This window comes from Vibrio kanaloae (assembly GCF_024347535.1).
Lineage (GTDB): Bacteria > Pseudomonadota > Gammaproteobacteria > Enterobacterales > Vibrionaceae > Vibrio > Vibrio kanaloae.
The window spans coordinates 1,140,982-1,163,020 of record NZ_AP025497.1; the positions used below are offsets into that span (position 1 = coordinate 1,140,982).

Consider the following 22,039-nt stretch of genomic DNA (forward strand, 5'->3'; position numbering starts at 1 on the left):
CTTTCAAATCACCAAATTATTCACTTAACGGGGTTGTTTAAGCTAATTACTGCTTTGGGGGATTACCTAATAACGCATGAATTGATATACTTACTGTCTTATTTTGATTAATACACAAATATAGATAGAGATCATGCTGAAAATTTATAACACACTCACAAGACAGAAAGAGGAATTCAAACCAATTACAGCTGGTAAAGTCGGCATGTATGTCTGTGGGGTAACCATCTACGATCTCTGTCACATTGGTCATGGCCGTACGTTCGTCTCTTTTGACGTCGTAACTCGTTACCTGCGTTACCTTGGTTACGATTTGAACTTTGTTCGTAACATCACAGATATCGATGACAAAATCATCAAGCGTGCTAACGAGAACGGTGAGTCTTGTGATTCTCTTACTGAGCGTCTGATCAATGAAATGTATGCCGATTTTGATGCTTTGAACATGAAACGCCCAGATGTTGAGCCTCGTGCCACAGAATTTATCACTGAAATTGTCGAGCTAGTAGAAAAACTAATTCAACGTGGTTTTGCTTATGTAGCAAGCAACGGTGATGTGATGTTTGAAGTGAAGAAGTTTGACGAGTACGGCAAATTGTCTAAGCAAGATCTTGAGCAGCTTCAAGCCGGCGCTCGTGTAGACGTTGATTCTGCAAAACGTAGCCCATTAGACTTTGTGCTTTGGAAAATGTCTAAGCCAGGTGAACCTACATGGGAATCTCCATGGGGGCCTGGTCGTCCAGGTTGGCACATTGAATGTTCAGCAATGAACTCTTCTATACTTGGTAATCATTTTGATATCCACGGCGGTGGTTCAGATTTACAATTTCCTCACCACGAAAATGAAATCGCGCAATCTTGCTGTGCGCATGGCACTCAGTATGTAAATACTTGGATGCACAGTGGTATGGTGATGGTAGACAAAGAAAAGATGTCTAAGTCGTTAGGTAACTTCTTCACTATTCGTGATGTATTGGCACATTACGATGCTGAAACGGTTCGTTACTTCTTAATGTCTGGTCACTACCGTAGCCAACTCAATTACAGTGAAGATAATCTGAACCAAGCACGAGCTTCACTAGAGCGTTTATATACGTCACTTCGTGGCTTAGATTTAACGGCAGCTCCTGCTGGTGGTGAAGAGTATGTAACTCGATTCTCGACAGCGATGAACGATGATTTCAACACTCCTGAAGCGTATTCAGTATTGTTCGAAATGGCTCGCGACATTAACCGTATTAAGACTGAAAGTATCGAGAAAGCCAGCGCTCTTGGTGCGTTGATGCGTGAATTAGCGGACATCATTGGTATTCTTCACCAAGACCCAGAAGCTTTCCTAAAAGGTAATGCAGTGGATAATGATGAGGAAGTCGCTGAAATCGAAGCATTAATCAAACTGCGTAATGATTCCCGTGCTTCTAAGGATTGGGCGAACGCCGACCTTGCACGTGATAAATTGAACGAGTTGGGTATTGTTCTGGAAGATGGTCCAGAAGGGACGACATGGCGTCGTAAGTAAATTCTATCTAGAGAGGGCTGATTGTCAGCCCTTTTTTTTAAGCAAAAACTCTTTTATTTCTCCTTTATCTAACAGGAATATTTCTGTGGCTCAGATGTATTTTTATTACTCGGCAATGAATGCGGGTAAATCAACAACGCTTCTTCAATCTTCATTCAACTATCAAGAGCGCGGTATGACGCCAGTGATCTTTACTGCAGCGTTAGATGACCGCTATGGCATTGGTAAAGTGAGCTCGCGAATTGGTCTGCAATCTGAAGCTCAACTTTTTATGAATGACACGAATTTGTTTAATGCGGTTCAAGAGCTAAACGAAATAGAAAAACGCCACTGTGTATTGATCGATGAGTGTCAGTTTTTATCGAAAGAGCAGGTGTACCAATTAACTGAAGTGGTCGATAAACTGCATATCCCAGTGCTTTGCTACGGTTTACGTACTGACTTTCTGGGGGAGTTATTTGAAGGTAGTCGTTACTTATTATCTTGGGCCGATAAACTTGTAGAACTAAAAACGATTTGCCACTGTGGCCGTAAAGCGAACATGGTGATTCGTACTGATGAACACGGGGTGGCTATTGCTGAAGGTGACCAAGTTTCCATTGGTGGTAATGACCAATATGTTTCTGCTTGCCGTCAGCATTATAAAGAAGCGTTAGGAAAATAGCGGCTCTTTAATCGGTGTGATTAAAACTAAAAACGGTGGCCAAGAGCCACCGTTTTACTTATTGAATTACTAATTCTGCTTTATATCAATCGTCGTAAATAACTGGTCACTTTAGCTTGCTAAACACTCGAAAATGTCAGCTTTGCTCCTGCGCTATTTATGATCACTTACTGTGATTGGTATTATTCGAAGCCCAATTTCTTCAATGCTTGATAGGCGTGGTCAACATCGTTGGGAATAGGCATCTCAATCTGAAATCCCTGGATTGGGTATAATTTTATTCTCTCAAAATCGGCAATTAACGCGCCTAACACCATATCTAATGACAGTTCTTCATTATAATAATCGTCCCAATTTCTCCATTGTGAAGTCACAGTGAGTTCCGAAGCTTCGTCAGGCCATTGTTTACTGAAAGTAGCGTAAGTACGTTTCTCCATAAAGGGTTTCTGTACCAAGGTAAGTCGCTTTGGTGATAGCCCGCGTTGTTTGAGCAACTCGTAAGTAAAGCGTACATTTTCACCCGTATTGGTTGCGTACTTTTCAATAATAATATCTGAGTCGGGTACGCCACAATCTCTTGCGATATCCGCAAATGTTTCTGCTTCTGAGAGATCAAAAACCTCTTCGGTAAAGCGTCCCACACCACCAGAAAAAACGATATAAGGTGCTATTTTTTTGTGATAAAGCTCAGATGCGTATTCAGCCACACGAGTATCATTACTGCACAAAACAAAAATACAGTCAGAAGGCTTTACCTTGTGACCCATAGACATAAAATTCCAAAGGGTGTCGATCGCGCGGTGTAGTTTAATGCTGGGATCTTTCTTCGCTGTAGATAGTTCAGTCATGAAGTGCGTCCAATGTGGATTCGAATTTAAACGAATAACCTAAGTCGAGAACCTTTTTCGATGAGATCAGCTTGTCGGGTGTATCGACAACTGGTGGTAGAGGCTCGCTGCTGTTGGCGCTTTTCAGTGCCGCGGCATAAAACTCCGCCTTACTTACAGTATTTGGGGTGGTCACATTAACTACTTCATTGTGTAGGTGGTTAATGGCGAAGTCGATAGCACCGATAGCATCGTCAAGGTGAAGCATATTGGCTGGGGCTTGGGTACTGACCTGTTTCAGTTTACTTGCAAACCTTGATGGATGACGACTAGGCCCAATCAACCCACTAAAACGTAAAATGGTGTAGTCGATCCTGGAATCTATCACCAATTGTTCCGCTTGCAGCATAACTCGTGCGTTATCGGAAAACGAATACGTTTGTTCGTCGTCTGAAATGGCAAGGGTGAGTGAGGCATCTTCCTCTTTTAATACCCCAGGTTTGGTTGGGTACACCGTTGTTGAGCTAACCATAATGAGCTTCTTAACGTTTGCTTTCTGACAAGCTTTGGTTAGCTGTTTCCAGTAATCGGCATACTGTTGGCCTGCACCTTTTCTAAAGCCAGGAGGGAAGCTACCAATCACAATCTCGGCATTATTTTCGAGTAACAGCGAATAAAGTTGACCGACAGTTTGCTCTGCCTGTGATGAGTCAAACCTAAATACTTCACATGGAATACGCTCACGGCCAATCGCGTCAGCTCCTACTTGGGTCGTTTTCGTAACCACCACTCGGTTACCATGTTTCTCTAGATGCTCAGATAAAGGTGCACCTACCCATCCCGCACCGACTATAAATATAGAGGCCATGTGTTCCTCACAACTGTAAGTTATGGATTTACAATGATATCAACCGTAGTAACTAACGGGTCACCAGGCTATTTTGTACGCTATTGTTGCTTAGTCAATTACTGTGATTGGTATAAGCCTAACAAACCTTTGCCCAAAAATGAAAAAACTCCACGGCCGAGGCAAGTGGAGTTTTTATTGGAACAATGGAGCTTTAGTTTAGTACGCGAATGAGCTTGTCTGCGCGCTCAGCCATCTCAATACCTTCATCAGTTAGGTAACCGCCGTCTGGTTGAGTACAAAGATTCTTTTCGAATAGACGCTTAACGGCGTCTTGAGTTTCTTGAGCAGCCTCTTGATGAACTTTAATCCCAGTAGCGGCGCTACTTACATCAAATTGAAGAAGGAGGTTTAAATCAGCAATATGTTCAGCGTTGTACTTCATAATTAACCTATATTGATAACGTTCTCTATCTTCACCTTAGTGCGCATTCTCAGCTCAATCAATAGTAAATAAAAAGAATTGATAAGTGACACGAAATTGGACAATTAATCGACGATTGGTGGGTTTATTTTGGTGATGTTGGGTTATTTTTGCTCGGTTGAGTCATCGGTGATGTTTATTGCTAAGTGGTTGTAATATATTGAGGCTAGAAATATATTGCATTGAGCGAATATTGTATAAAAAAGGATATGCATCAGTGAGAGCGAATAAAGTAGCATTAGTTGTTAGTATGCTATTTGCTATCGCAGGGTGTCAGAGTACACCTTCAGAGCAGACAGAAGCGAATCAAACCACAAATAACAATAATGGGTCAACAGTCGAGATCCGTTCTTTTCATTCTGTCGAAAGCGTTTACTCCGAGTGGGAAGCGAAGCTTGAAGACTATGCACAGTTGTCTCTCTATGCTCCAGAGAATTACAATGAACTGTTAGACGCATGGGATGATGCTGAAAGCATTTATGCGGACCTAATGAAAGACAAGTCTCGGCTCACTAAGAGTTATTCGATTTTTTCGAGTTTAACGTATGCCGAAGCTTTTGATGAAAAAATTGCTTTGATCAAATCAAACTATGACTCGATTTTAGTATTAAAGACAAAAGCTGATCGAGTACTTGCCGATTCGATAGCGCAAATGGAGTACCTTAAGTTTCTTGGTGCAGATACCATGTTTACATCGCGCTATAAGAAGTTGTATTCAGAATACAGCGAATTATTTGAATACGTACTCGTTGATGAACTTGAAGACGCTCAAGAAGCGCAGGTGGAATTTCTCAATAATGCTCGCTTATTAGAAATAAAAGTAGCGCATAAGAAATACATCGAACCTTTGAAGGACGAATTAGAGTTCTTAGAGGATGAAGACTTTGATGACGTTGTTCCACTAACGTTTGCTAAAGCGACTTCTCGAATCGTGTTGGCCGAAAATCAAGTGAAAGCAAGCCCACGTGAAAAGTCTATTATTGAAGACGCGGTTCACGCTGCGGAGTTTGAGTTGAACCACGTGCGCAGTGTCGCTCATGAAGTAAAAATGCTTGCGAGCGTGAAAGGGGATAAGTTCGAACAATCCGTTTTGAATGCTGAGAATCAGCTGTTAAGCATTTCACAAGTCGTGAATGATGAAGATTACCGCGATGTTGGGTTGCGTCAACAATCTCAGAAGATTGTAGAGAGCGTTAAAGCACTAAAGAGCTTAGACATGACCTCGTTGTTAAAATCTGAGATCGAAGCTTTGACCGAGCAGTTAGCTAAGTTAGAAAGTCAGAATCAGCAGCAGGTACAACAACTGTCTGAGGCGACCAAACATAATGAGCTGTTAGATGAGCAGATTACCAAAAGTGATGATCATATAAAAAGCTTGGAAGAGTTGGTGGACAGTTTGAAAAGCTTAGGTGGTAAAATGGCCAATGAAAGCGATGCTGACGTAGTACCTTCTAATGTTGAATCTAACCTTAAAGATGCGGCTTTAGAGCAATCATCAGAAGAAGAGGTTGAACCTTCGGTTTAGCATAACTAATTTTGTGTATTTGTTGTGATTGAGTTGAAAGCGCCTAATGGCGCTTTTTTATTTGTGGAAAACTTACTTCTTTATCTCTCTAATGATCATTTAAAGACTCAACAGCGCTAATCAAGATGCGGACATATGTCTTTGAAATCAAGCAAGGTTCAATAACAATGATCTTTCCAGTGGTTAAAATGGACAAAAAAGGATCGTGGTGTTTTTGGTTATCCACAATTTCTGTGGATAACCTGTATCAAATTCAGTGAGTAACCAGTTTCTTGATTAGGGGAAGGTCATTGCTCTGGCTTTACCTGAGCAAGGACTTGACCTTCTTTTGTTAAAGTAGTCTTCAATGAAAGGTGAAGAGCCAGTGCCAGAGAGCAGCTCATCATCACGAAAATCGCCAGCATGATCATCAGTTGATATTTAATCGCGATCATTGGCGAAGCGCCACCCAAAATCTGGCCTGTCATCATTCCAGGTAGTGTTACTAAGCCTGTGGTCGCCATAGAGGCCATGATTGGAGACATCGCTTTCTGTATCGCATTGCGCACAAAAGGTGCAGCAGCATAGGTTGGAGACGCGCCTAATGCGATTGCCGCTTCATATTCTGATTTCTGCGTTTCAAAAGCACCAAACAAATTCTGCAATGCCACTATATTACTACTTAAACTATTACCCAGTAACATACCTGCAATGGGGATAAGATATTGCGCGTTGAAAACAGGTGTCGGCTGAATGATGAAAAAGCAAATAAACAAGACAATAGGAACACAAGTGACCGTAAGGCTCACAATGACCGGTGCTAAAAGTAGGTTCTTAGGTAGCTTCGACTTTTCAACAATCGAGATCGCTCCCACTATGATCATAACGAGTAACCACAACAAATTGATCCACAAGCTGTTTAAAGTGAACAAATACTCTAAGTAGAGACCGACAAGAAATAGCTGCACAACCATCCGAGTAATAATAATAGTAGCTTCTTTGCCTAGACCGAGTCTCAGCTTTTGATTGATGGCAACGGGTAGTATGAGAAGTAAACTGAATAGCAACAACTGCCACCAAGATATATCAATAACGTCTTGCATAATACTTCCTTTTAAGTAGATCTCCATCATATCTGAAAGTGCCAAATGATGCATTTCAGCTTCAAATCTATCGATTAAAATCGCTCAATTATTTAACAACCAGAGTACAAAATATGGGTCGTTTTAGGATTTTTTAGCTACCACTTAGTAGGTAATTTGTTAACGGTTCATATAATTTGGTTTCTTAATTGTTGGTATTTAACAAATCTAACACATGCTTAATTTTTCATATTTGTTAATACTTTTTAATAACTTTGATTAACTAAAAACAAGTTTGGATGAGCTCAAAAAAGTATTGATTAGTAAGGCTAATAAGGAGGTATTTGATTGAACCCTACTTTATGTATGGTTTAAGATTTGTTGTTAGATACGTAATAACTTTAGCTTCTTAGAATGGGCTACTCGAAATTACTAGATACAAAATAGGCAGAATGTATGAGTGATGTTAATAAAATTAAAACTGGCGAAAAACGCTCGTTGGAGTGGAAGTCTTTCCTCTTCATCGCGGTGGTTCTCTTTCCAATATTAAGTGTGGCTTTTGTAGGCGGTTATGGCTTCTTAGTTTGGGCATTGCAAGTGTTTGTATTCGGACCTCCTGGTGCTCATGGCGGCATGTAATGCCCTCTAGTAACAACATTTTTGAAATCAATATTTAAGAGAGCTAAACATGAAATCATTTTTAGTGAAATTATGGCGCACAATGACTCGCCCAGCAGTACACATCAGTCTTGGTGTGCTAACCATGGGTGGCTTTATCGCCGGTGTTATTTTTTGGGGTGGTTTTAATACTGCGTTAGAAGCAACCAACACAGAAGAATTCTGTGTAAGCTGTCACACCATGCGCGACAATGTGTACGTAGAACTGCAAGAAACAGTTCACTGGAAAAACACATCTGGTGTACGTGCCACGTGTCCTGATTGTCACGTTCCACATGAATGGACAGCAAAAATTGCTCGTAAGATGCAAGCATCTAAAGAAGTATTCGCTCAGGTATTTGGTGACTTAGATACCCCTGAAAAATTTGAAGCTCGCCGTATCGAACTGGCTAAACACGAATGGGATCGTTTCTCTTCGAACAAATCTCTAGAATGTAAGAACTGCCATAACTACGATTCGATGGACTTCGATAACATGCGCCCAACAGCGCGCATCCAAATGAAGAACGCCGCTGAGCGTGATCAAAGCTGTGTTGATTGTCACAAAGGTATTGCACACAACCTTCCATTAGATATGGAATCGGCAAGTGGTATCGTTGGTGAGCTTGAGCAAGTTGCGGGTAGCACGTCTTATTCTGAAGGTAATGAGGTTATCTCAATCCGTCACCTTCCAATGTACACGGATGAAACGGCTGAAGTTGAAGCGGGCCTGCTCAGCCCAGCTAGTAAAGTAGCCGTGATCGATGAAAAAGGCGACATGATCAAGATTCAAATCGACGGTTGGCGTAAAGCCAAGGGTTTCGGGCGTGTCATCCAAGAAGACTTCGGTATGAACATCTCAACCGCGATCTTGACGAAAGATGTCTCACAAAGTGACGTAATCACTGTTGGTGAGAAGAAAGAAGATGAGCTTACTGGTCTGCCGTGGGAGGAAGTTAACCTAGCACTTTGGATGAAGAAAGAGTCTATGGTTGATGATTTCGGGCCAATCTGGAACGCTGCTGGTCAAGCGTATCAAACCAACTGCTCAACTTGTCACTCACAACCTGATGAAGCTCACTTTAGTGCTAACAGTTGGGTAGGCATGCTAGATGGTATGATCGCATTCGTTAACTTCGATACAGATACAGAAGCACTTGTTCTTAAGTATCTACAGAAGCACTCATCAGATTTTTCTGAAGGCCATCACTAATAAGACGTCAATTGGAGTAACACAATGGCAATTACAAGAAGAAGTTTTCTGAAAGGTGTCGCTACTACAAGTGCGGCATCCGTTATTGGCCCAAGCTTATTGGCGTCAGCGTCGGCTTCAGCAGCAGAAACTGATGGTACGTGGAAAGTCTCTGGTTCTCACTGGGGGGCATTCCGAGCTCGTGTTTATGCGGGTAAAGTACAAGAAATTAAGCCTCTCGAAATCGATCAACATCCAACGGAGATGTTGAAAGGTATCAAAGGCATTATCTACAGCCCATCTCGTGTGCGTTACCCAATGGTTCGCCTAGATTGGTTGAAGAAGCACAAATACAGCGCAGACACGCGTGGTAACAACCGCTTCATTCGTGTGACTTGGGACGAGGCACTGGACCTTGTTTACCGTGAACTAGAACGCGTACAGAAAGATTACGGTCCATGGGCGCTTCACACAGGTCAAACTGGCTGGAGACAAACAGGCCAGTTCCACAGCTGTACTAACCACATGCAACGTGCAATGGCACTTCACGGTTACTCTGTGAAGAAAATCGGTGACTACTCAACAGGTGCTGGTCAAACGATCATGCCTTACGTGCTAGGTTCGACTGAAGTTTACGCACAAGGGACATCTTGGGAGCTCATCCTAGAAAACAGTGACAACATTGTTCTTTGGGGTAACGATCCAGTGAAAAACCTGCAAGTAGGTTGGACATGTGAGACTCACGAGTCGTTCGCATACCTAGAACAGCTGAAAGAAAAAGTTACTAAGAAAGAGATCAACGTTGTTTCTGTTGACCCTGTTAAAAACAAAACAGGTCGTTATCTAGAAAACGAGCAAATGTACATCAACCCACAAACTGATGTGGCGTTCATGCTTGGTGTTGCTCACGTTCTTTACAACGAAGGCCTGTACGACAAGAAGTTCATCGAAACTTACTGTCTAGGTTTTGAAGACTTTATCAAGTACGTTCAAGGTGAAACGAAAGATAAAGTTGAGAAGACACCAGAATGGGCTTCCGCTATCTGTGGCGCAAGCGCGGACTCAATTCGTGATTTCGCTAAGATGCTGGTTAACGGTCGTACACAGATTCTTGTTGGTTGGAGTATCCAACGTCAAGAACACGGTGAGCAGCCTTACTGGATGTGTGCCGTTATTGCAGCAATGGTTGGCCAAATTGGTCTTCCAGGGGGTGGTATCTCTTACGGTCACCACTATTCTGGTATCGGTGTATCTTCAACTGGCTTCGCTGCTCCGGGTTCATTCCCATTGAACATCGACCAAGGTCAATCGCCTAAGCATACCAATACAGATTACAACGGTTACAGCCGCGTAATTCCGGTTGCTCGCTGGGTAGATAGCTTGTTAGAGCCTGGTAAGAAGATCAAAGCGAACGGTTCTACGGTGACGCTACCAGATATTAAGATGATGGTATTCAGTGGTAACAACCCGTGGCACCACCACCAAGATCGCAACAAGATGCGTAAAGCATTCAAGAGCCTACAAACTGTAGTGGCTGTTGATTTCGCTTGGACTGCAACTTGTCGTCACTCTGACATCGTGCTTCCAGCATGTACTCAGTGGGAGCGTAACGATATTGATGGTTACGGCGCATACTCTGGTCGTGGTTTGATCGCGATGCACAAGCTAGTGGATCCTCTGTTCCAGTCTAAGACTGACTTCGAGATCATGTCTAGCCTGACTAAGCGTTGGGGTCGTTACGACGATTATACGCGTGGTATGGACGAAATGCAGTGGGTTAAATCACTGTACGACGAATGTCGCGCTTCAAATGAAGGCAGCTTCGAAATGCCTGAGTTTGCTGAGTTCTGGGAGAAAGGTTTCCTAGACTTCGGTAAAGGGAAGCCATGGACTCGTCACGCTTCATTCCGTGAAGATCCAGAGATCAACGCACTAGGTACACCTTCTGGTTTCATCGAAATCACAAGCCGTACTGTTGGCAACATGGGTTACGAGCACTGTCAAGAACACCCAATGTGGTTCGAGAAATCTGAACGTTCACACGGTGGTCCAGGCTCTGACAAACACCCGTACTGGCTACAATCTTGTCACCCAGACAAGCGTCTTCACTCTCAGATGTGTGAGTCTGAAGAGTGGCGTGCGACTTACGCGGTACAAGGCCGTGAGCCAATCTACATCAACCCAGTAGATGCTAAGAAGAAAGGTATCAAAGATGGCGATGTAGTACGTGTGTTCAACGACCGTGGTCAACTGCTAGCGGGTGCTGTTCTAATGGATAGCTATGCTCCTGGTGTTGTTCGTATCGAAGAAGGTGCTTGGTACGGTCCGATCAACGAGAAAGTGGGCGCGCTAGATACATACGGCGATCCAAACACACTAACTCAAGATATTGGTACGTCTGAACTTGCTCAAGCAACGTCAGCAAACACGTGCTTGGTTAACTTCGAGAAGTTCCAAGGCAAACTGCCTCCAGTAACTTCATTCGGTGGTCCAATCGAAGTTTCTTAAGTCTTGTACCTAAGAACCAAGATTAAAGCTTAAATTAAAGCCCCTGTAAGAATTCTTACAGGGGCTTTTGTATTTTAGATGTCTGTGTTGGTGTTTCTAAATAAGCATTGTACAGGGCTAATAGAGGGCGTTTTTGATACAGGCTGTAACGTGCTGTTTGAGAGCAGTAGTAGAAACAGTGAAGCAGGAGGGAAGGGAAAAAAACTGTGGAAAGACTTAGGCTGACGGAAACAAAAAGGCCGATACAAAGTACCGACCTTACAGAAGCCTATGGAGTTAAATCTACTCAAGTTAGATCTCAAACATAAACCAATAACCGTATGCACAAATCAAAGCGGGGACACTGGAGTACACCGTCGCGACAAGCGCTGCTTTAGGTGCCATCGCAATCGCAGGAAATAATGCGTCACCGTCGTTAGAAATGGCGTTACCTACCTGAGCCGAAAGTGGCAGTGCGCCGGAAAGGTACAAGCTAGTGACCAATAATTGCGGCCCACAGCCCGGTAGCAATCCCATCAATACGCCCGCCAGGGGGAGCATGATCCCCCAACTTGAAAATAGCGTCGTAAAATCCACATTTGCTAGCACTGAGCCAAATTCAAAGAAAAGAAAGGCAACCACCACCCATGCAGTAACGAAGTTAGTATCTTGAGCCGTTTTTTGTAGTGGATGAGAGCCTACACATTTCTCGTCTTCACTTACGACTGATTTGTAATCTTCAATTTCACGAGTCAGTCCCCATAGAAACATCGAGCTAATCAGCAAAATAGTTCCTGCCCATTCCATCGACATTTCGGGCAAAGCGAGCAACTCATTCACATCCACTTGAAAAGAGCCAAGTAGCGCCACTGCAGCGCCAGGAATAATCAGTACAGACCATAGGTAGCCCTGTAGGTTGATCGCTTTTTTAGAAACAGCTTCTTTGTCTTGGGATTGAGATGAGCAACTGAGAACTGCTTCATTTTGTTCAGCCTGTTTTGGGCGTAAAAAATCATCCGCATGGAACAGGTTAATGACTCTGCCTGACGCTGTACCGACAATCACGCCCATTGCCATCATGGCTAAACCTGTTTTAGGTTCGCTCGCGATTAATAGGAAGGCGGCATCACCCATGGTGGAGACAAGAACGGCAACAACCGCACCAAACCCGAGCTTACCGGATATAAATTGCGTAGTAACGACTATCGCACCACCACAACCAGGTAATGCACCCATTAGCGCAGCAAACACCACTTGATTCGAACGAGATTGATGGACGAGTTTATTGAAGACGTTATCTTTGTTGATGTACAGGCTTAACCAGTGGTAAATAGCCAAGGTTAAAGCGACATAACAAGACACCGCCCAGAAAGCATCTGACAAGGTGGTGACCGTCAATTCTCGCGTGGCAGGAACCGCGACTAAAGCTGAAAGTGAGATAGGCAAAAGCAGGCGCTTAAATGACAGTGAAAACTGAGTTGTTTTCGCAGCGCTACTGCTTGGCAAAAAAGAGATTAGTCGATCCATAGGTGTTACTCAAAATTAGTGGCTTAAGATAAATATATACGAATGATAATAATTATCAATTGCATTTGTTGTTTTTTTATCTATTGTTACTATTGGCTAAACCCACGAAACATGACCAATCTAAAAAAATGAGGTAAAGTATGGCTAATAAAGAGAGGCTCTAAAGGTAGAGTCATAATTGTTAGTGTAATAGGAAGAAACATGATTTTAGTTGTTGGTCACAAAAACCCTGATAGTGACAGTATTTGTAGTGCGTTAGTTGCAACTGAGCTTCTTAAAGCTCGTGGCGAGGAAGCGACACCAATTCGCCAAGGCGAGATCAACCGCGAAACTCAACACATTCTTGAAGTCGCTGGTGCTGAAATGCCAGAACTTCGTACTTCTGTTGCTGGTGAGAAAATCTGGCTAGTAGACTACTCAGATCTAGCACAAGCACCAGATGATGTTGCTGAAGCAGAGATCGTAGGTATTGTCGATCACCACCGTCTAGGCGACGTGATGACAGTAAACCCAATGGAAGCTTGGATCTGGCCTGTTGGTTGTACAAACACTGTACTTTTCAACATGTTCAAGATTGAAGGCCACGCTATCTCTCAACAAATCGCTAAACTAATGATGTCTGCAATTCTTTCAGACACAGTTGGTTTTGCTTCTCCAACATGTACTCAAAAAGACAAAGACGCGGTTGCTGAGCTTGCTGAAATCGCTGGCGTAACTGACGTTGATGCATTCATCAAAGCGCTTCTAATCGCTAAGACAAACATCGAAGGCCTATCTGCTGCACAGCTAGTAGAAAAAGACCTTAAAGGCTACCCATTCAACGGTCGTGATGTTGTTGTTGGTCAAGTTGAACTTGCGACTCTTGAGCAAGTAGACGGCATGATCGAAGCTTTAGAAGCTGATCTTGAAGAGCGTTGTGAGAAAGACGGTCTAGCGTTCGCTGCAGTAATGCTAACAGATATCACTACTGCTCAAACTCGCCTTCTTTACAAAGGTGAGTGGGCTGAGAAATTGGTTAAGCACGAGAAAGACGGCGTATTGATGATGGAAAATACACTAAGCCGCAAGAAGCAAGGCTGGCCTTGGCTGCAAGGTGAGCTTGTTTAATCAAGTTACTTAATAATAAACGCCTGCTACTTTAGCAGGCGTTTTTCTTTGAAGTAGATTTTCTTCTTCATCGATAATGTTTGAAGTTAAAAGCACTCGGCATAGAATAGCTTTGAGAGCAAAGTTACTGACTAAAGTAGGAAATTAAGATGACTACACAGCTAGACGATAAAGAAATCGCTGAAATTAATAAGTATACGGGTGAGCAACGCCTGAAATACTGTGTGAAAGAAATCGTAGCGAACCGTGAAGTATGGATCTTAACCGATGAACACGGTTGTGTAATGCTAAACACAGAAGACGAAGACTGTGTTCCAGTATGGCCAAATCAAGAGTTTGCTGAGTCTTGGGCTACGGGGGATTGGTCTGAATGTAAACCTGAGTCTATCTCGTTGAATAAATGGCATAGCCGTTGGACTAACGGTTTAGAGGAGGATGAACTTGCTGTGGTGGTATTCCCGAACGAACAAGAAGAGGGTGTTATCTTGTTCCCTGATGAGTTCGACTTCGAATTGAAAAAGCAGGCTGCTAAGCGCTAGTTCTTTCGTAATACAGTAACATCGTAAGTCAGCGTTGCCTTTCTTAGGCAGCGCTATCATTCAATTATCCAATTTAAGTTGCTTCCAACTTATTTTCGTCAATACCCAATCAACTGATACAACGGTGCTTGCTGTGCGGCTTTAGAAGCTTGCTGAAGCACACCTGTTTTGCTGTATCTCTTGAGTATCTTTCGAACGATCGGTTTTACTTCAGGTTTTGTCATTCCGGCTATCAATTCTGGTTCATACAGTAGTTGCAGTAGCACCACATCTAAGGGTGATAATAAGTCTTCTGGTGTGTGGTCGTTGAAAATAGAAGGGTAGGCTTTATCTGAATCATTCGGTAGGCCGAGAACCTGTGTGATCTCTTCTACGATACAGGCGACCAGCTTACCCCGTGACCTTGCTTGATCAACAGGAATAATAACCCCAGCGTAAACAATCTCACCTTTAGAATTGGTTCGATAGCCCGCCGTGCAGATGGCGCTATTTAAATGCTGAGTTGATTTGAGCTTGAGCACCGATTTCGCCTCAGATACCCACTGACTCTGCCTCGTGTATATCCATTTAACGTTCGCTTCGGACTCTTTACTGACGATTGTTATCGGATGCTGGGTGACTTCAGATAAGTGTTGGATATGAAGCTCTGTCAGCTCTTGATGCAGTGCTTTATCGCCGACTCGGTGATCGACCCATATGTTGATTGGCTGTTTCCATTTGGCGAGAGGTTTATTACCCTGGGAGTATTCATGTTGGAGCGCAACATCGTAAAATGCATTTTCGACAAACGTTTTATCAAGCCAAGTCAGCGGAGTGCTGACAACGTTGAAAGAAAGCAATGTGAATAGGGGAAATACCAAGAATAGGAGTGGTGCGAAAATTGAAGTTCGTCTCAGCACGTGTTTCTCCTCATTGAGGTCAATATTGAATCTGTTCTCCCACCTCTCAATTATGGTAGAGATGGGAGCTTAGGCGATAAGCTAGTGATTGGGTGCTTTGAAGAAATGGCTTTCCACTAACCTTTGTGTGATCTGATGGCTTGGATTGGTTAAGACTTCATGTGTATCACCAGCTTCAACCACACTACCTTCGTGCATGACGATGATCTTATCGGTGATGTGTTTAATGATACCTATGTGCTGAGATACGTACACAAACGATACCCCCATTTCTTCTTGCAGCTCTAAGAATAGGTTAATGATCTGAGAGCGCATGGCCATGTCTAAACCATTCAACGCTTCATCTGCCACAATGATGGATGGCTGAAGTATCAAGGCTCGAGCCAAACAAACCCTCTGTTTTTGACCCGCAGCCAGCATTTGTGGGTAAAAATAAGCATGTTCAGGTAAGAGGCCAACTCGTAATAGTGTGTCTCTCACACGGCGCATACGTGCTTCTGGCGGCATGTTAGTGTTTCTTTTTAACGGACCTTCAAGAATGAGGCCAATCTGAATTCGCGGGTTTAGTGATGTGTTCGGATCTTGGAAGATCATTCGAATCAGTTTACAGCGAGTTGAGTAGTCTTTGTGCTCCAGCTTTTCACCATTCACACGAATTTCGCCCCCTGTTGGCTCAACCATGCCTGCCAGCATTCGCGCCAATGTTGATTTACCAGAGCCATTTTGACCGATAAACCCAATGGTTTGGCCAGCTTCAAGAGTGAAACTTACAGGTTTAACTGCCTGGTGAATCTTTTTACGGAAAAGACCGGAGCGTGTTGTAAAGTCTTTAGATAATTCATTGACTTCTAATAAAGCACTCATGATTTCTTTTTCTTCTCCATATTTAGAGGAAAATGACAATTAAACTTATGGCTTTTAATACGTTTGGTGTAAGGAATCTCAACACATTGCCTTTGTGCGTAGGGACAACGAGGGCCCAATCGGCAACCGATAGGAAGATGCTGTAGTGGAGGGATAGACCCCGGTAGTGATTGCAACTTCTCTTTATGCGGTATCCAATCGTTGAAATCTGGCATCGCTTTAAGCAAAGCAACCGTATAGGGATGCTTAGGCGCATCTAGTAACTTCTGGGTATCTGCAGACTCGACTGATTGGCCACAGTACATGACGGTAATACGAGTTGCCCATTGTGTAATGGTGGTTAAATCATGGCCGATTAGCACGATAGTCGTGTTATTGAGCTGGTTCATTCGGCTCAATAAGCGCAATATTTGAGACTGTGTAATTGGGTCTAAATCGTTGGTCGGTTCATCAGCGATTAATATTTTTGGCTTAGCCGCAATCGCCATGGCTATCATCACTTTTTGACACTGACCATCGGTAAGCTCATAGGAATAACTGTCCATCAAGCGAGAGTGATCTTTGATACCGACTTTATGAATTAAGGTGATAGCTTGTTTCTTACGCCACTTAAACCTTTGCCACCACTTTCCTTCAAATGAATGGGAAGGAATTGATTCGATAAGTTGACGACCGACTTTTTCCGAAGGGTCGAGACAAGAAGATGGCTCTTGAAAGATCATTGCGATATCGCGTGCAATCACCCTGCGCCGCTCTTTGGGCGTCAGTTGCAAGAGATCAATATTACCAAGACGCATTCGATCGGCAGATACCTTCCAGTTCTCTTTACAAACGCCAACAATCGCTTTTGCAACCAAACTTTTACCTGAGCCGGACTCTCCTACGAGACCACGAATTTCCCCTTCGTTAAGAGTAAGGCTCATGCGGTCAACTGCTTTAACAAGCCCTTGAGGGGTTTCAATTTCGATAGTCAAATGTCGAATATCAAGTAACGGCATTATTCGATTCCTGCGTTTAAAGCTTGGCGAACACCTTCACCTACAAGGTTAATAACAATAACAGTAAACATAATCGCTAAACCAGGCAGGGTTACTGTCCATGGTGCTAAGTAAATAAGCTCAACTGAATCACCTAAGATAGCCCCCCATTCAGTGCTTGGAGCTTGTGCTCCTAAGCCTAAAAAACCGAGCGCTGTGATGTCGAGGATTGCTACCGACAATGCGAGTGTTATTTCAAGCGCAACCACGGTAAGAATATTCGGAACGATTGAATTCCATAATAGATAAAAGTTGTTCGCACCATCAAGGCGAGAAGCCAGAATATAGTCTTTCTCAACCTCTGCATGCACCGCAATGTAAACAGAGCGAATAAAGCGTGGTATCAGTGCCAAACAGAGTGCGAGGAATATATTAAATTCACCAAAGCCAAGGAATGCTACGAAAATAATGGCGAGTAGCAAAGATGGGATTGACATCACTGTATCTAGCAAGTGATTCAAAGTACTTGATAGGAGGCCGCGCGTCATCCCCGCGAATACACCAATCAAACAACCGATCACAGCAGCAATGAAGGTAATAATAACAGCGGCACCAAACGTCAACTGTGAGCCAATGATGAGACGCGAAAGGATATCTCGTCCTAAGTCATCAGTACCTAAGAAATACTCAACGGTGCCTGTAGGATCCCAAGAGGGTGGGGTCAACAAATGACCTGTTTGCTCTTGAGCATCATGAGGCGCTAACCAAGGTGAAGTAATTGTCACTAGAATGATCAAAGCTAAGCACCACAAGCCAAACATCGAGAGGTTATTCGCACGAAAGCTTCGCCAGAAACGCTCAAACTGGGTTGGAATTTGTTCTTCTTGGTAGATGTTATTTGTTAGCATACCATTCCTTTCTTACCAGAGGATTGATCATCGCTCCCAGTAGATCTGAAAGAATATTAGCGGTCAGAACTAGGGTTGCTACCACGATGACGCCTGCTTGAATAGAAACGTAATCTTGGTTGGATAGGGCATCTAACAACCAACGACCAATACCCGGCCAGTTAAAAATGGACTCTGTAATGATCGCGAGTGTTAACATACTCGACAGTTGAACACCGACTTTTGGAATGATCGGTGGGATTGCATTCCTTAATACGTGCTGCATGACAATTTCTCTCGTCGAAAGGCCTTTAATTCGTGCTGCTCGGATATAGTTTTGTGTCATCACTTCTGCAACAGATGATCTCATCAGTCGGATAACTTGAGTCGTCGGAGCTAATGCCAAAACAAGACAAGGTAAAGCCATGTGTTCAAGAACACTTTGCAGGGCATGGGCTCGATACTTACCTTCTGCAAAGAAAGTATCAATCATCGCAAAACCTGTTACGTGCTCAATCTCATAAAGTAGATCGTATCGCCCCCCGACTGGGAATATTTCAAAATGCAGTGAAAACACCATAATCATCAACAACGCGACCCAAAATATAGGAGCAGAGTAACCTGCCATTGAGGTAAACGAGATGGTAGTATCGACCAATTTACCTTGTCTCATACCGGCGATGGTGCCGAAAGGAATGCCAATAAATAGAGCCAGAACGAAAGCAAAGAAACACAGTTCTAACGTTGCTGGGAATACGATGGCAAGTTCATCGATGATAGGTGCACCGTGTTTACTTAGGCCAAAATTAAGGGTCGATAACTCTGTAATATAGCTAATCCAACCGGGCCAGAAATCTTGAATTGCCCAAGGAGAAGTTTGGTCTAGTCGAAGTAGCGAAAAGCCCACTAAAGTCAGGATCGCAAGCGTAATAACAAATAAATTTACACGTCTTAATGTATACCAAAACATCAGTTCACCTCTCTTCTGACTTGATCAAAAGGTTGAGCGTTGAACGGGCTCTGTTTGAAACCGGTCAGTGAACGGTCGTGGACGCGGAATTGCACGCCGTGTGCGAGAGGGATCACAGGAACTTCTTCGTTCAATATGTTTTGGGCTTGTCGATACAGGTTCACACGGTGCCTTTGTTGATTTATTTCCAAGGCTAAGTCGAGAAGGAAATCAAAATCCGAATTACACCACATAGAGACGTTTAGGCCTGCGCGTTCAGAGCTACAAGAGAGGAGGGGGCGCAAAAAATTATCAGGGTCACCGGTGTTACCTATCCAACCTGTAAGCAGTAAGTCTGTTGATGCTATGGATGATAGTTGAGTACGATCGAAACGGTCGTCGGTATAAAGTTTGAGGTCGATTCCAATATCGGCCAAGTTCGCTTGGATTAGCTCTGCGGTTTTTCTTGGACTTGGGTTGTAAGCTCTTGGTTCTAGCGGTACCCACATTGAAAGCTCTAATCCTGGTTCTACTCCAGCTTCTCTAAGAAGAGCTAGTGCATAATTGCGGTCATAGCGAACTTGAATCGTGTCTTTCTGATAAGCCCAAGATGTTGGTGGTAACAACGCGTAGGCTTTAGTCCCCGTACCATAGTACACAGAGTCGAGTATATTTTGACGATTTATGGCTAAATTGAGCGCCTTGCGAACTCGTGAGTCACTTAGTGCAGGGTGTTCAGTATTAAGCGCAATGAAAGAGACATTGACCGCTGGTGTCGCTGTAATCACCAGTTCTTCGTTAGCTTGAATGATTGGGATTTGGCTAGAAATTGGCGAGTTCAGCACGTCACATTCATTACGAAGAAGTTTGGCGAGTGTGCCAGTTCCACGTTGTGATGTGTCGAACACTACTTGGTCCATTTTTACGCCACCCTTCCAGTACTGTTTGTTCTTTTTCAAGCGTACAAGGTCGTTGATTTGGTATTCATCTAAGTAGAATGGACCGGTGCCAACCGGTTTAGAATCGATTTCATTTTTCTCGTCAGCAGCGAGTAGCTTATTGGCATATTCTTTGGAGTGAATCACCGCATAGCTGGTGGCTATATTATTGAGAAATGAATTGTCTGGACGGCTAAGTTGGAATTTAACTGTTAGGTCATCAACAGCCGTAATATCGACAATTAAGTTTTTGAAATCGATCCCTGCAAACCATGGGTATAGACCGCCACCCACATAATGGAATGGGTTCGAACTATCAATAACACGCTTAAAACTGAAAACCACATCTTGTGCGTTCATACTTCGAGTAGGGGTAAACCAATCTGTGGTTTGGAACGAAACGTTTGGACGCAATATGAAAGTGTATTCCATACCCGTTTTATCGACAGACCAACTTGTTGCTAAGTTCTGTTTTGGTCGATAAGTCATAGGGTCGAGAGTTAGCAGTGTGTCGAAGATTTGAGGGCTCAGCGACTCTGACGTAATTCCACTATCAACCAGCTGTGGGTTGAAGGTAGTAGGATTACCTTGGCCGCAATAAACGAAGCCTTTCTCTCGAATTTTCTCGTGATCCACACTCTCACCACATCCAGCTAAAAAGCTCAGCGTACAGATGCTCAGTGATAGTTTTATTAGTGCATTCATAAAAAGAAATACTTTTCGAAACGAGGCATTAGAAGAGCCTCAAGATCCGCATAATTTAACATTTTATTTATTCTGCTCCAAATAATAATCCTGTGTGGTCAGCTATTTGTCGTTAACCGATCCGACAATCGCGTACTTCCTTACCATACCTCTTAGTTGGTTGTAGGTCAGCCCAAGTAATTCTGCAGCCTGTTTTTGATTGAATTTACTTTGTTTTAAAGCTTGATTGAGTAGCTTAATGTCTTGTTGTTCTTGCCACGCTTTGTAGCCAAGTGGCAGAGGAAATGGCTCTTCAGGTGAAGTATGGTCGCTGGATGGCTCATTGCCAATTTCTTGAGTTGAAACCTGCTCAGTTTGCCATACTGGTTTAAATGGGTTAAACACCAAAGATTCAATAGGATATGGATTTTTACCGTGTTGATAGACTGCTCGTTCAATGACGTTCTTGAGTTCTCTAACATTTCCCGGCCAAGAATAATCTAGCAACGTTTCAACGGCTGAAGTGGTAAAGCCGACAAATAGCTCTAGCTCTAATTCTCGACACATCTTGATGGCGTAATATTCGGCCAGCAATGTGATGTCTTCTTTACGTTCACGAAGCGGTGGGATAGTAATCACATCAAACGCTAGTCTATCTAATAGATCCGGTCTGAAGTCGCCTTTTAATGCCATATCTGGTAAGTCTGCATTGGTCGCACACACCAATCTTACATTAGCACTGAGCGCCTTTTGACCGCCAACACGTTCATATTGTCCGTATTCGATAACGCGTAATAGCTTCTCTTGAACGGCAAGGGGAGTGGTCGCTAATTCATCGAGAAACAGTGTTCCGCCTTCGGCTCTTTCAAAGCGTCCTTGATGACGCCCTTTTGAGCCAGTGAAAGAGCCCGATTCATGCCCAAATAATTCAGAGTCAATCAACCCTTCACTGAGTGTTGAGCAGTTTAGGGATATCAACGGTTGATCCCAGCGCTTAGACAGATAATGGAGCCGTTGAGCGATCAGTTCTTTACCAGTACCACGTTCTCCAATGATCAGGATGGGTCTTTCGATTGGTGCCAGTTGAGAAACTTTGTCTAAAACAGAGAGAAAGCTAGGTGATTCACCAATGAGATTCTGCTGCATAGCGGGTCCTTGTGTGAGCTGAGTGCTGGTGGAGGTCATATAAGGGCTGTAGTGGTGAAAAATACCAATACTTGGCTAAATTCATCATAGCATGGTTCGAATTAATCACCATTTTATTGTAACTTACTGATTATAAATAGTTTAAGAGTTGGCACGCTACTTGGATTACTTACAGTAGGTTTAATAATAAACGTAAATTTGTGAGCAAGTGGATTGGAAGTCGAACAACGATTTAAAGCACATTTGCCGTCATTATAAT

20 protein-coding genes are annotated in these 22,039 nt (G+C 43.3%); 8 read left to right on the top strand and 12 right to left on the bottom strand.

Features of this window, described 5'->3' with window-relative positions; translation table 11 throughout:
* Positions 1 to 133 precede the first annotated feature (133 nt).
* A complete protein-coding gene (gene cysS, locus OCV24_RS05450; protein ID WP_017057077.1) occupies positions 134 to 1,519 on the top strand; it encodes a cysteine--tRNA ligase in 1,386 nt (461 codons plus the stop codon).
* Between the two features lie 85 nt (positions 1,520 to 1,604).
* Positions 1,605 to 2,183 (top strand): thymidine kinase, encoded by a 579-nt coding sequence (locus OCV24_RS05455; protein WP_017057078.1) that lies wholly within the window; start codon positions 1,605 to 1,607, stop codon positions 2,181 to 2,183.
* A gap of 182 nt (positions 2,184 to 2,365) precedes the next feature.
* On the opposite strand, the gene OCV24_RS05460 is transcribed toward OCV24_RS05455, so the two are convergent.
* The 3 genes from OCV24_RS05460 to OCV24_RS05470 form a co-directional block, all read right to left on the bottom strand.
* Positions 2,366 to 3,031: a YdcF family protein gene (locus OCV24_RS05460; protein ID WP_150878222.1), complete on the bottom strand. Its 666-nt coding sequence runs from the start codon at positions 3,029 to 3,031 to the stop codon at positions 2,366 to 2,368.
* The gene (locus OCV24_RS05465) at positions 3,024 to 3,878 is read right to left on the bottom strand and encodes an NAD(P)H-binding protein (protein ID WP_150878224.1); all 855 of its coding nucleotides are present in this window, start codon (positions 3,876 to 3,878) and stop codon (positions 3,024 to 3,026) included. Before OCV24_RS05465 ends, OCV24_RS05460 begins: the two co-directional genes overlap by 8 nt.
* Positions 3,879 to 4,071: 193 nt before the next feature.
* Complete coding sequence (locus OCV24_RS05470; RefSeq protein WP_010440041.1) at positions 4,072 to 4,302, bottom strand: TIGR02647 family protein; 231 nt, start codon at positions 4,300 to 4,302, stop codon at positions 4,072 to 4,074.
* A 256-nt stretch (positions 4,303 to 4,558) separates the two neighbouring features.
* On the opposite strand from OCV24_RS05470, the gene OCV24_RS05475 reads away from it, so the two are divergent.
* The gene (locus OCV24_RS05475; protein WP_102507182.1) at positions 4,559 to 5,866 is read left to right on the top strand and encodes an ATPase; all 1,308 of its coding nucleotides are present in this window, start codon (positions 4,559 to 4,561) and stop codon (positions 5,864 to 5,866) included.
* A 287-nt stretch (positions 5,867 to 6,153) separates the two neighbouring features.
* Here the strand turns inward: OCV24_RS05475 and OCV24_RS05480 are convergent, their stop codons facing one another.
* Complete coding sequence (locus tag OCV24_RS05480) at positions 6,154 to 6,948, bottom strand: ABC transporter permease (RefSeq protein ID WP_150878226.1); 795 nt, start codon at positions 6,946 to 6,948, stop codon at positions 6,154 to 6,156.
* Positions 6,949 to 7,383: 435 nt separating this feature from the next.
* Between OCV24_RS05480 and torE the strand changes: the two genes are divergently transcribed.
* The 3 genes from torE to torA are packed head-to-tail and all read left to right on the top strand — an operon-like array spanning position 7,384 to position 11,284.
* Entirely contained in the window at positions 7,384 to 7,566 is a 183-nt protein-coding gene (torE, locus tag OCV24_RS05485) for a trimethylamine N-oxide reductase system protein TorE (RefSeq protein ID WP_017057083.1), read from the top strand.
* Between the two features lie 49 nt (positions 7,567 to 7,615).
* Positions 7,616 to 8,797 carry a pentaheme c-type cytochrome TorC gene (gene torC / locus OCV24_RS05490; RefSeq protein ID WP_017057084.1) on the top strand — a complete coding sequence of 394 codons (1,182 nt, stop codon included), beginning with the start codon at positions 7,616 to 7,618 and terminating at the stop codon, positions 8,795 to 8,797.
* A gap of 24 nt (positions 8,798 to 8,821) precedes the next feature.
* Positions 8,822 to 11,284 carry a trimethylamine-N-oxide reductase TorA gene (torA, locus tag OCV24_RS05495; protein WP_102507180.1) on the top strand — a complete coding sequence of 821 codons (2,463 nt, stop codon included), beginning with the start codon at positions 8,822 to 8,824 and terminating at the stop codon, positions 11,282 to 11,284.
* 291 nt (positions 11,285 to 11,575) lie between these two features.
* Here torA and OCV24_RS05500 read toward each other — a convergent pair whose 3' ends face one another.
* Positions 11,576 to 12,790, bottom strand: coding sequence for a putative manganese transporter (locus OCV24_RS05500; RefSeq protein ID WP_017057086.1), 1,215 nt, complete (start codon positions 12,788 to 12,790; stop codon positions 11,576 to 11,578).
* A gap of 201 nt (positions 12,791 to 12,991) precedes the next feature.
* On the opposite strand from OCV24_RS05500, the gene OCV24_RS05505 reads away from it, so the two are divergent.
* Positions 12,992 to 13,897, top strand: a complete 906-nt coding sequence (locus OCV24_RS05505; RefSeq protein ID WP_017057087.1) for a manganese-dependent inorganic pyrophosphatase — start codon at positions 12,992 to 12,994, stop codon at positions 13,895 to 13,897.
* Between the two features lie 149 nt (positions 13,898 to 14,046).
* A complete protein-coding gene (locus OCV24_RS05510) occupies positions 14,047 to 14,436 on the top strand; it encodes a DUF2750 domain-containing protein (protein WP_150878229.1) in 390 nt (129 codons plus the stop codon).
* Between the two features lie 98 nt (positions 14,437 to 14,534).
* Here OCV24_RS05510 and OCV24_RS05515 read toward each other — a convergent pair whose 3' ends face one another.
* The 7 genes from OCV24_RS05515 to pspF all read right to left on the bottom strand — a co-directional run bounded on the left by OCV24_RS05515 (position 14,535) and on the right by pspF (position 21,780).
* Positions 14,535 to 15,335, bottom strand: a complete 801-nt coding sequence (locus OCV24_RS05515) for a DUF2927 domain-containing protein (protein ID WP_372219902.1) — start codon at positions 15,333 to 15,335, stop codon at positions 14,535 to 14,537.
* 81 nt (positions 15,336 to 15,416) lie between these two features.
* Positions 15,417 to 16,199: a peptide ABC transporter ATP-binding protein gene (locus OCV24_RS05520; RefSeq protein WP_017057090.1), complete on the bottom strand. Its 783-nt coding sequence runs from the start codon at positions 16,197 to 16,199 to the stop codon at positions 15,417 to 15,419.
* Positions 16,196 to 17,197, bottom strand: coding sequence for a peptide ABC transporter ATP-binding protein (locus tag OCV24_RS05525; RefSeq protein ID WP_017057091.1), 1,002 nt, complete (start codon positions 17,195 to 17,197; stop codon positions 16,196 to 16,198). Before OCV24_RS05525 ends, OCV24_RS05520 begins: the two co-directional genes overlap by 4 nt.
* Entirely contained in the window at positions 17,197 to 18,084 is an 888-nt protein-coding gene (gene sapC / locus OCV24_RS05530; RefSeq protein WP_017057092.1) for a putrescine export ABC transporter permease SapC, read from the bottom strand. Before sapC ends, OCV24_RS05525 begins: the two co-directional genes overlap by 1 nt.
* Positions 18,071 to 19,033: an ABC transporter permease gene (locus OCV24_RS05535; RefSeq protein ID WP_046223827.1), complete on the bottom strand. Its 963-nt coding sequence runs from the start codon at positions 19,031 to 19,033 to the stop codon at positions 18,071 to 18,073. The genes sapC and OCV24_RS05535 overlap by 14 nt, the downstream gene beginning before the upstream one ends.
* On the bottom strand, positions 19,033 to 20,655 hold the full coding sequence (gene sapA, locus OCV24_RS05540) for an ABC transporter substrate-binding protein SapA (RefSeq protein WP_046223828.1): 1,623 nt from the start codon (positions 20,653 to 20,655) through the stop codon (positions 19,033 to 19,035). Before sapA ends, OCV24_RS05535 begins: the two co-directional genes overlap by 1 nt.
* Before the next feature lie 102 nt (positions 20,656 to 20,757).
* Positions 20,758 to 21,780, bottom strand: a complete 1,023-nt coding sequence (gene pspF, locus OCV24_RS05545; protein ID WP_150878231.1) for a phage shock protein operon transcriptional activator — start codon at positions 21,778 to 21,780, stop codon at positions 20,758 to 20,760.
* Positions 21,781 to 22,039 lie beyond the last annotated feature (259 nt).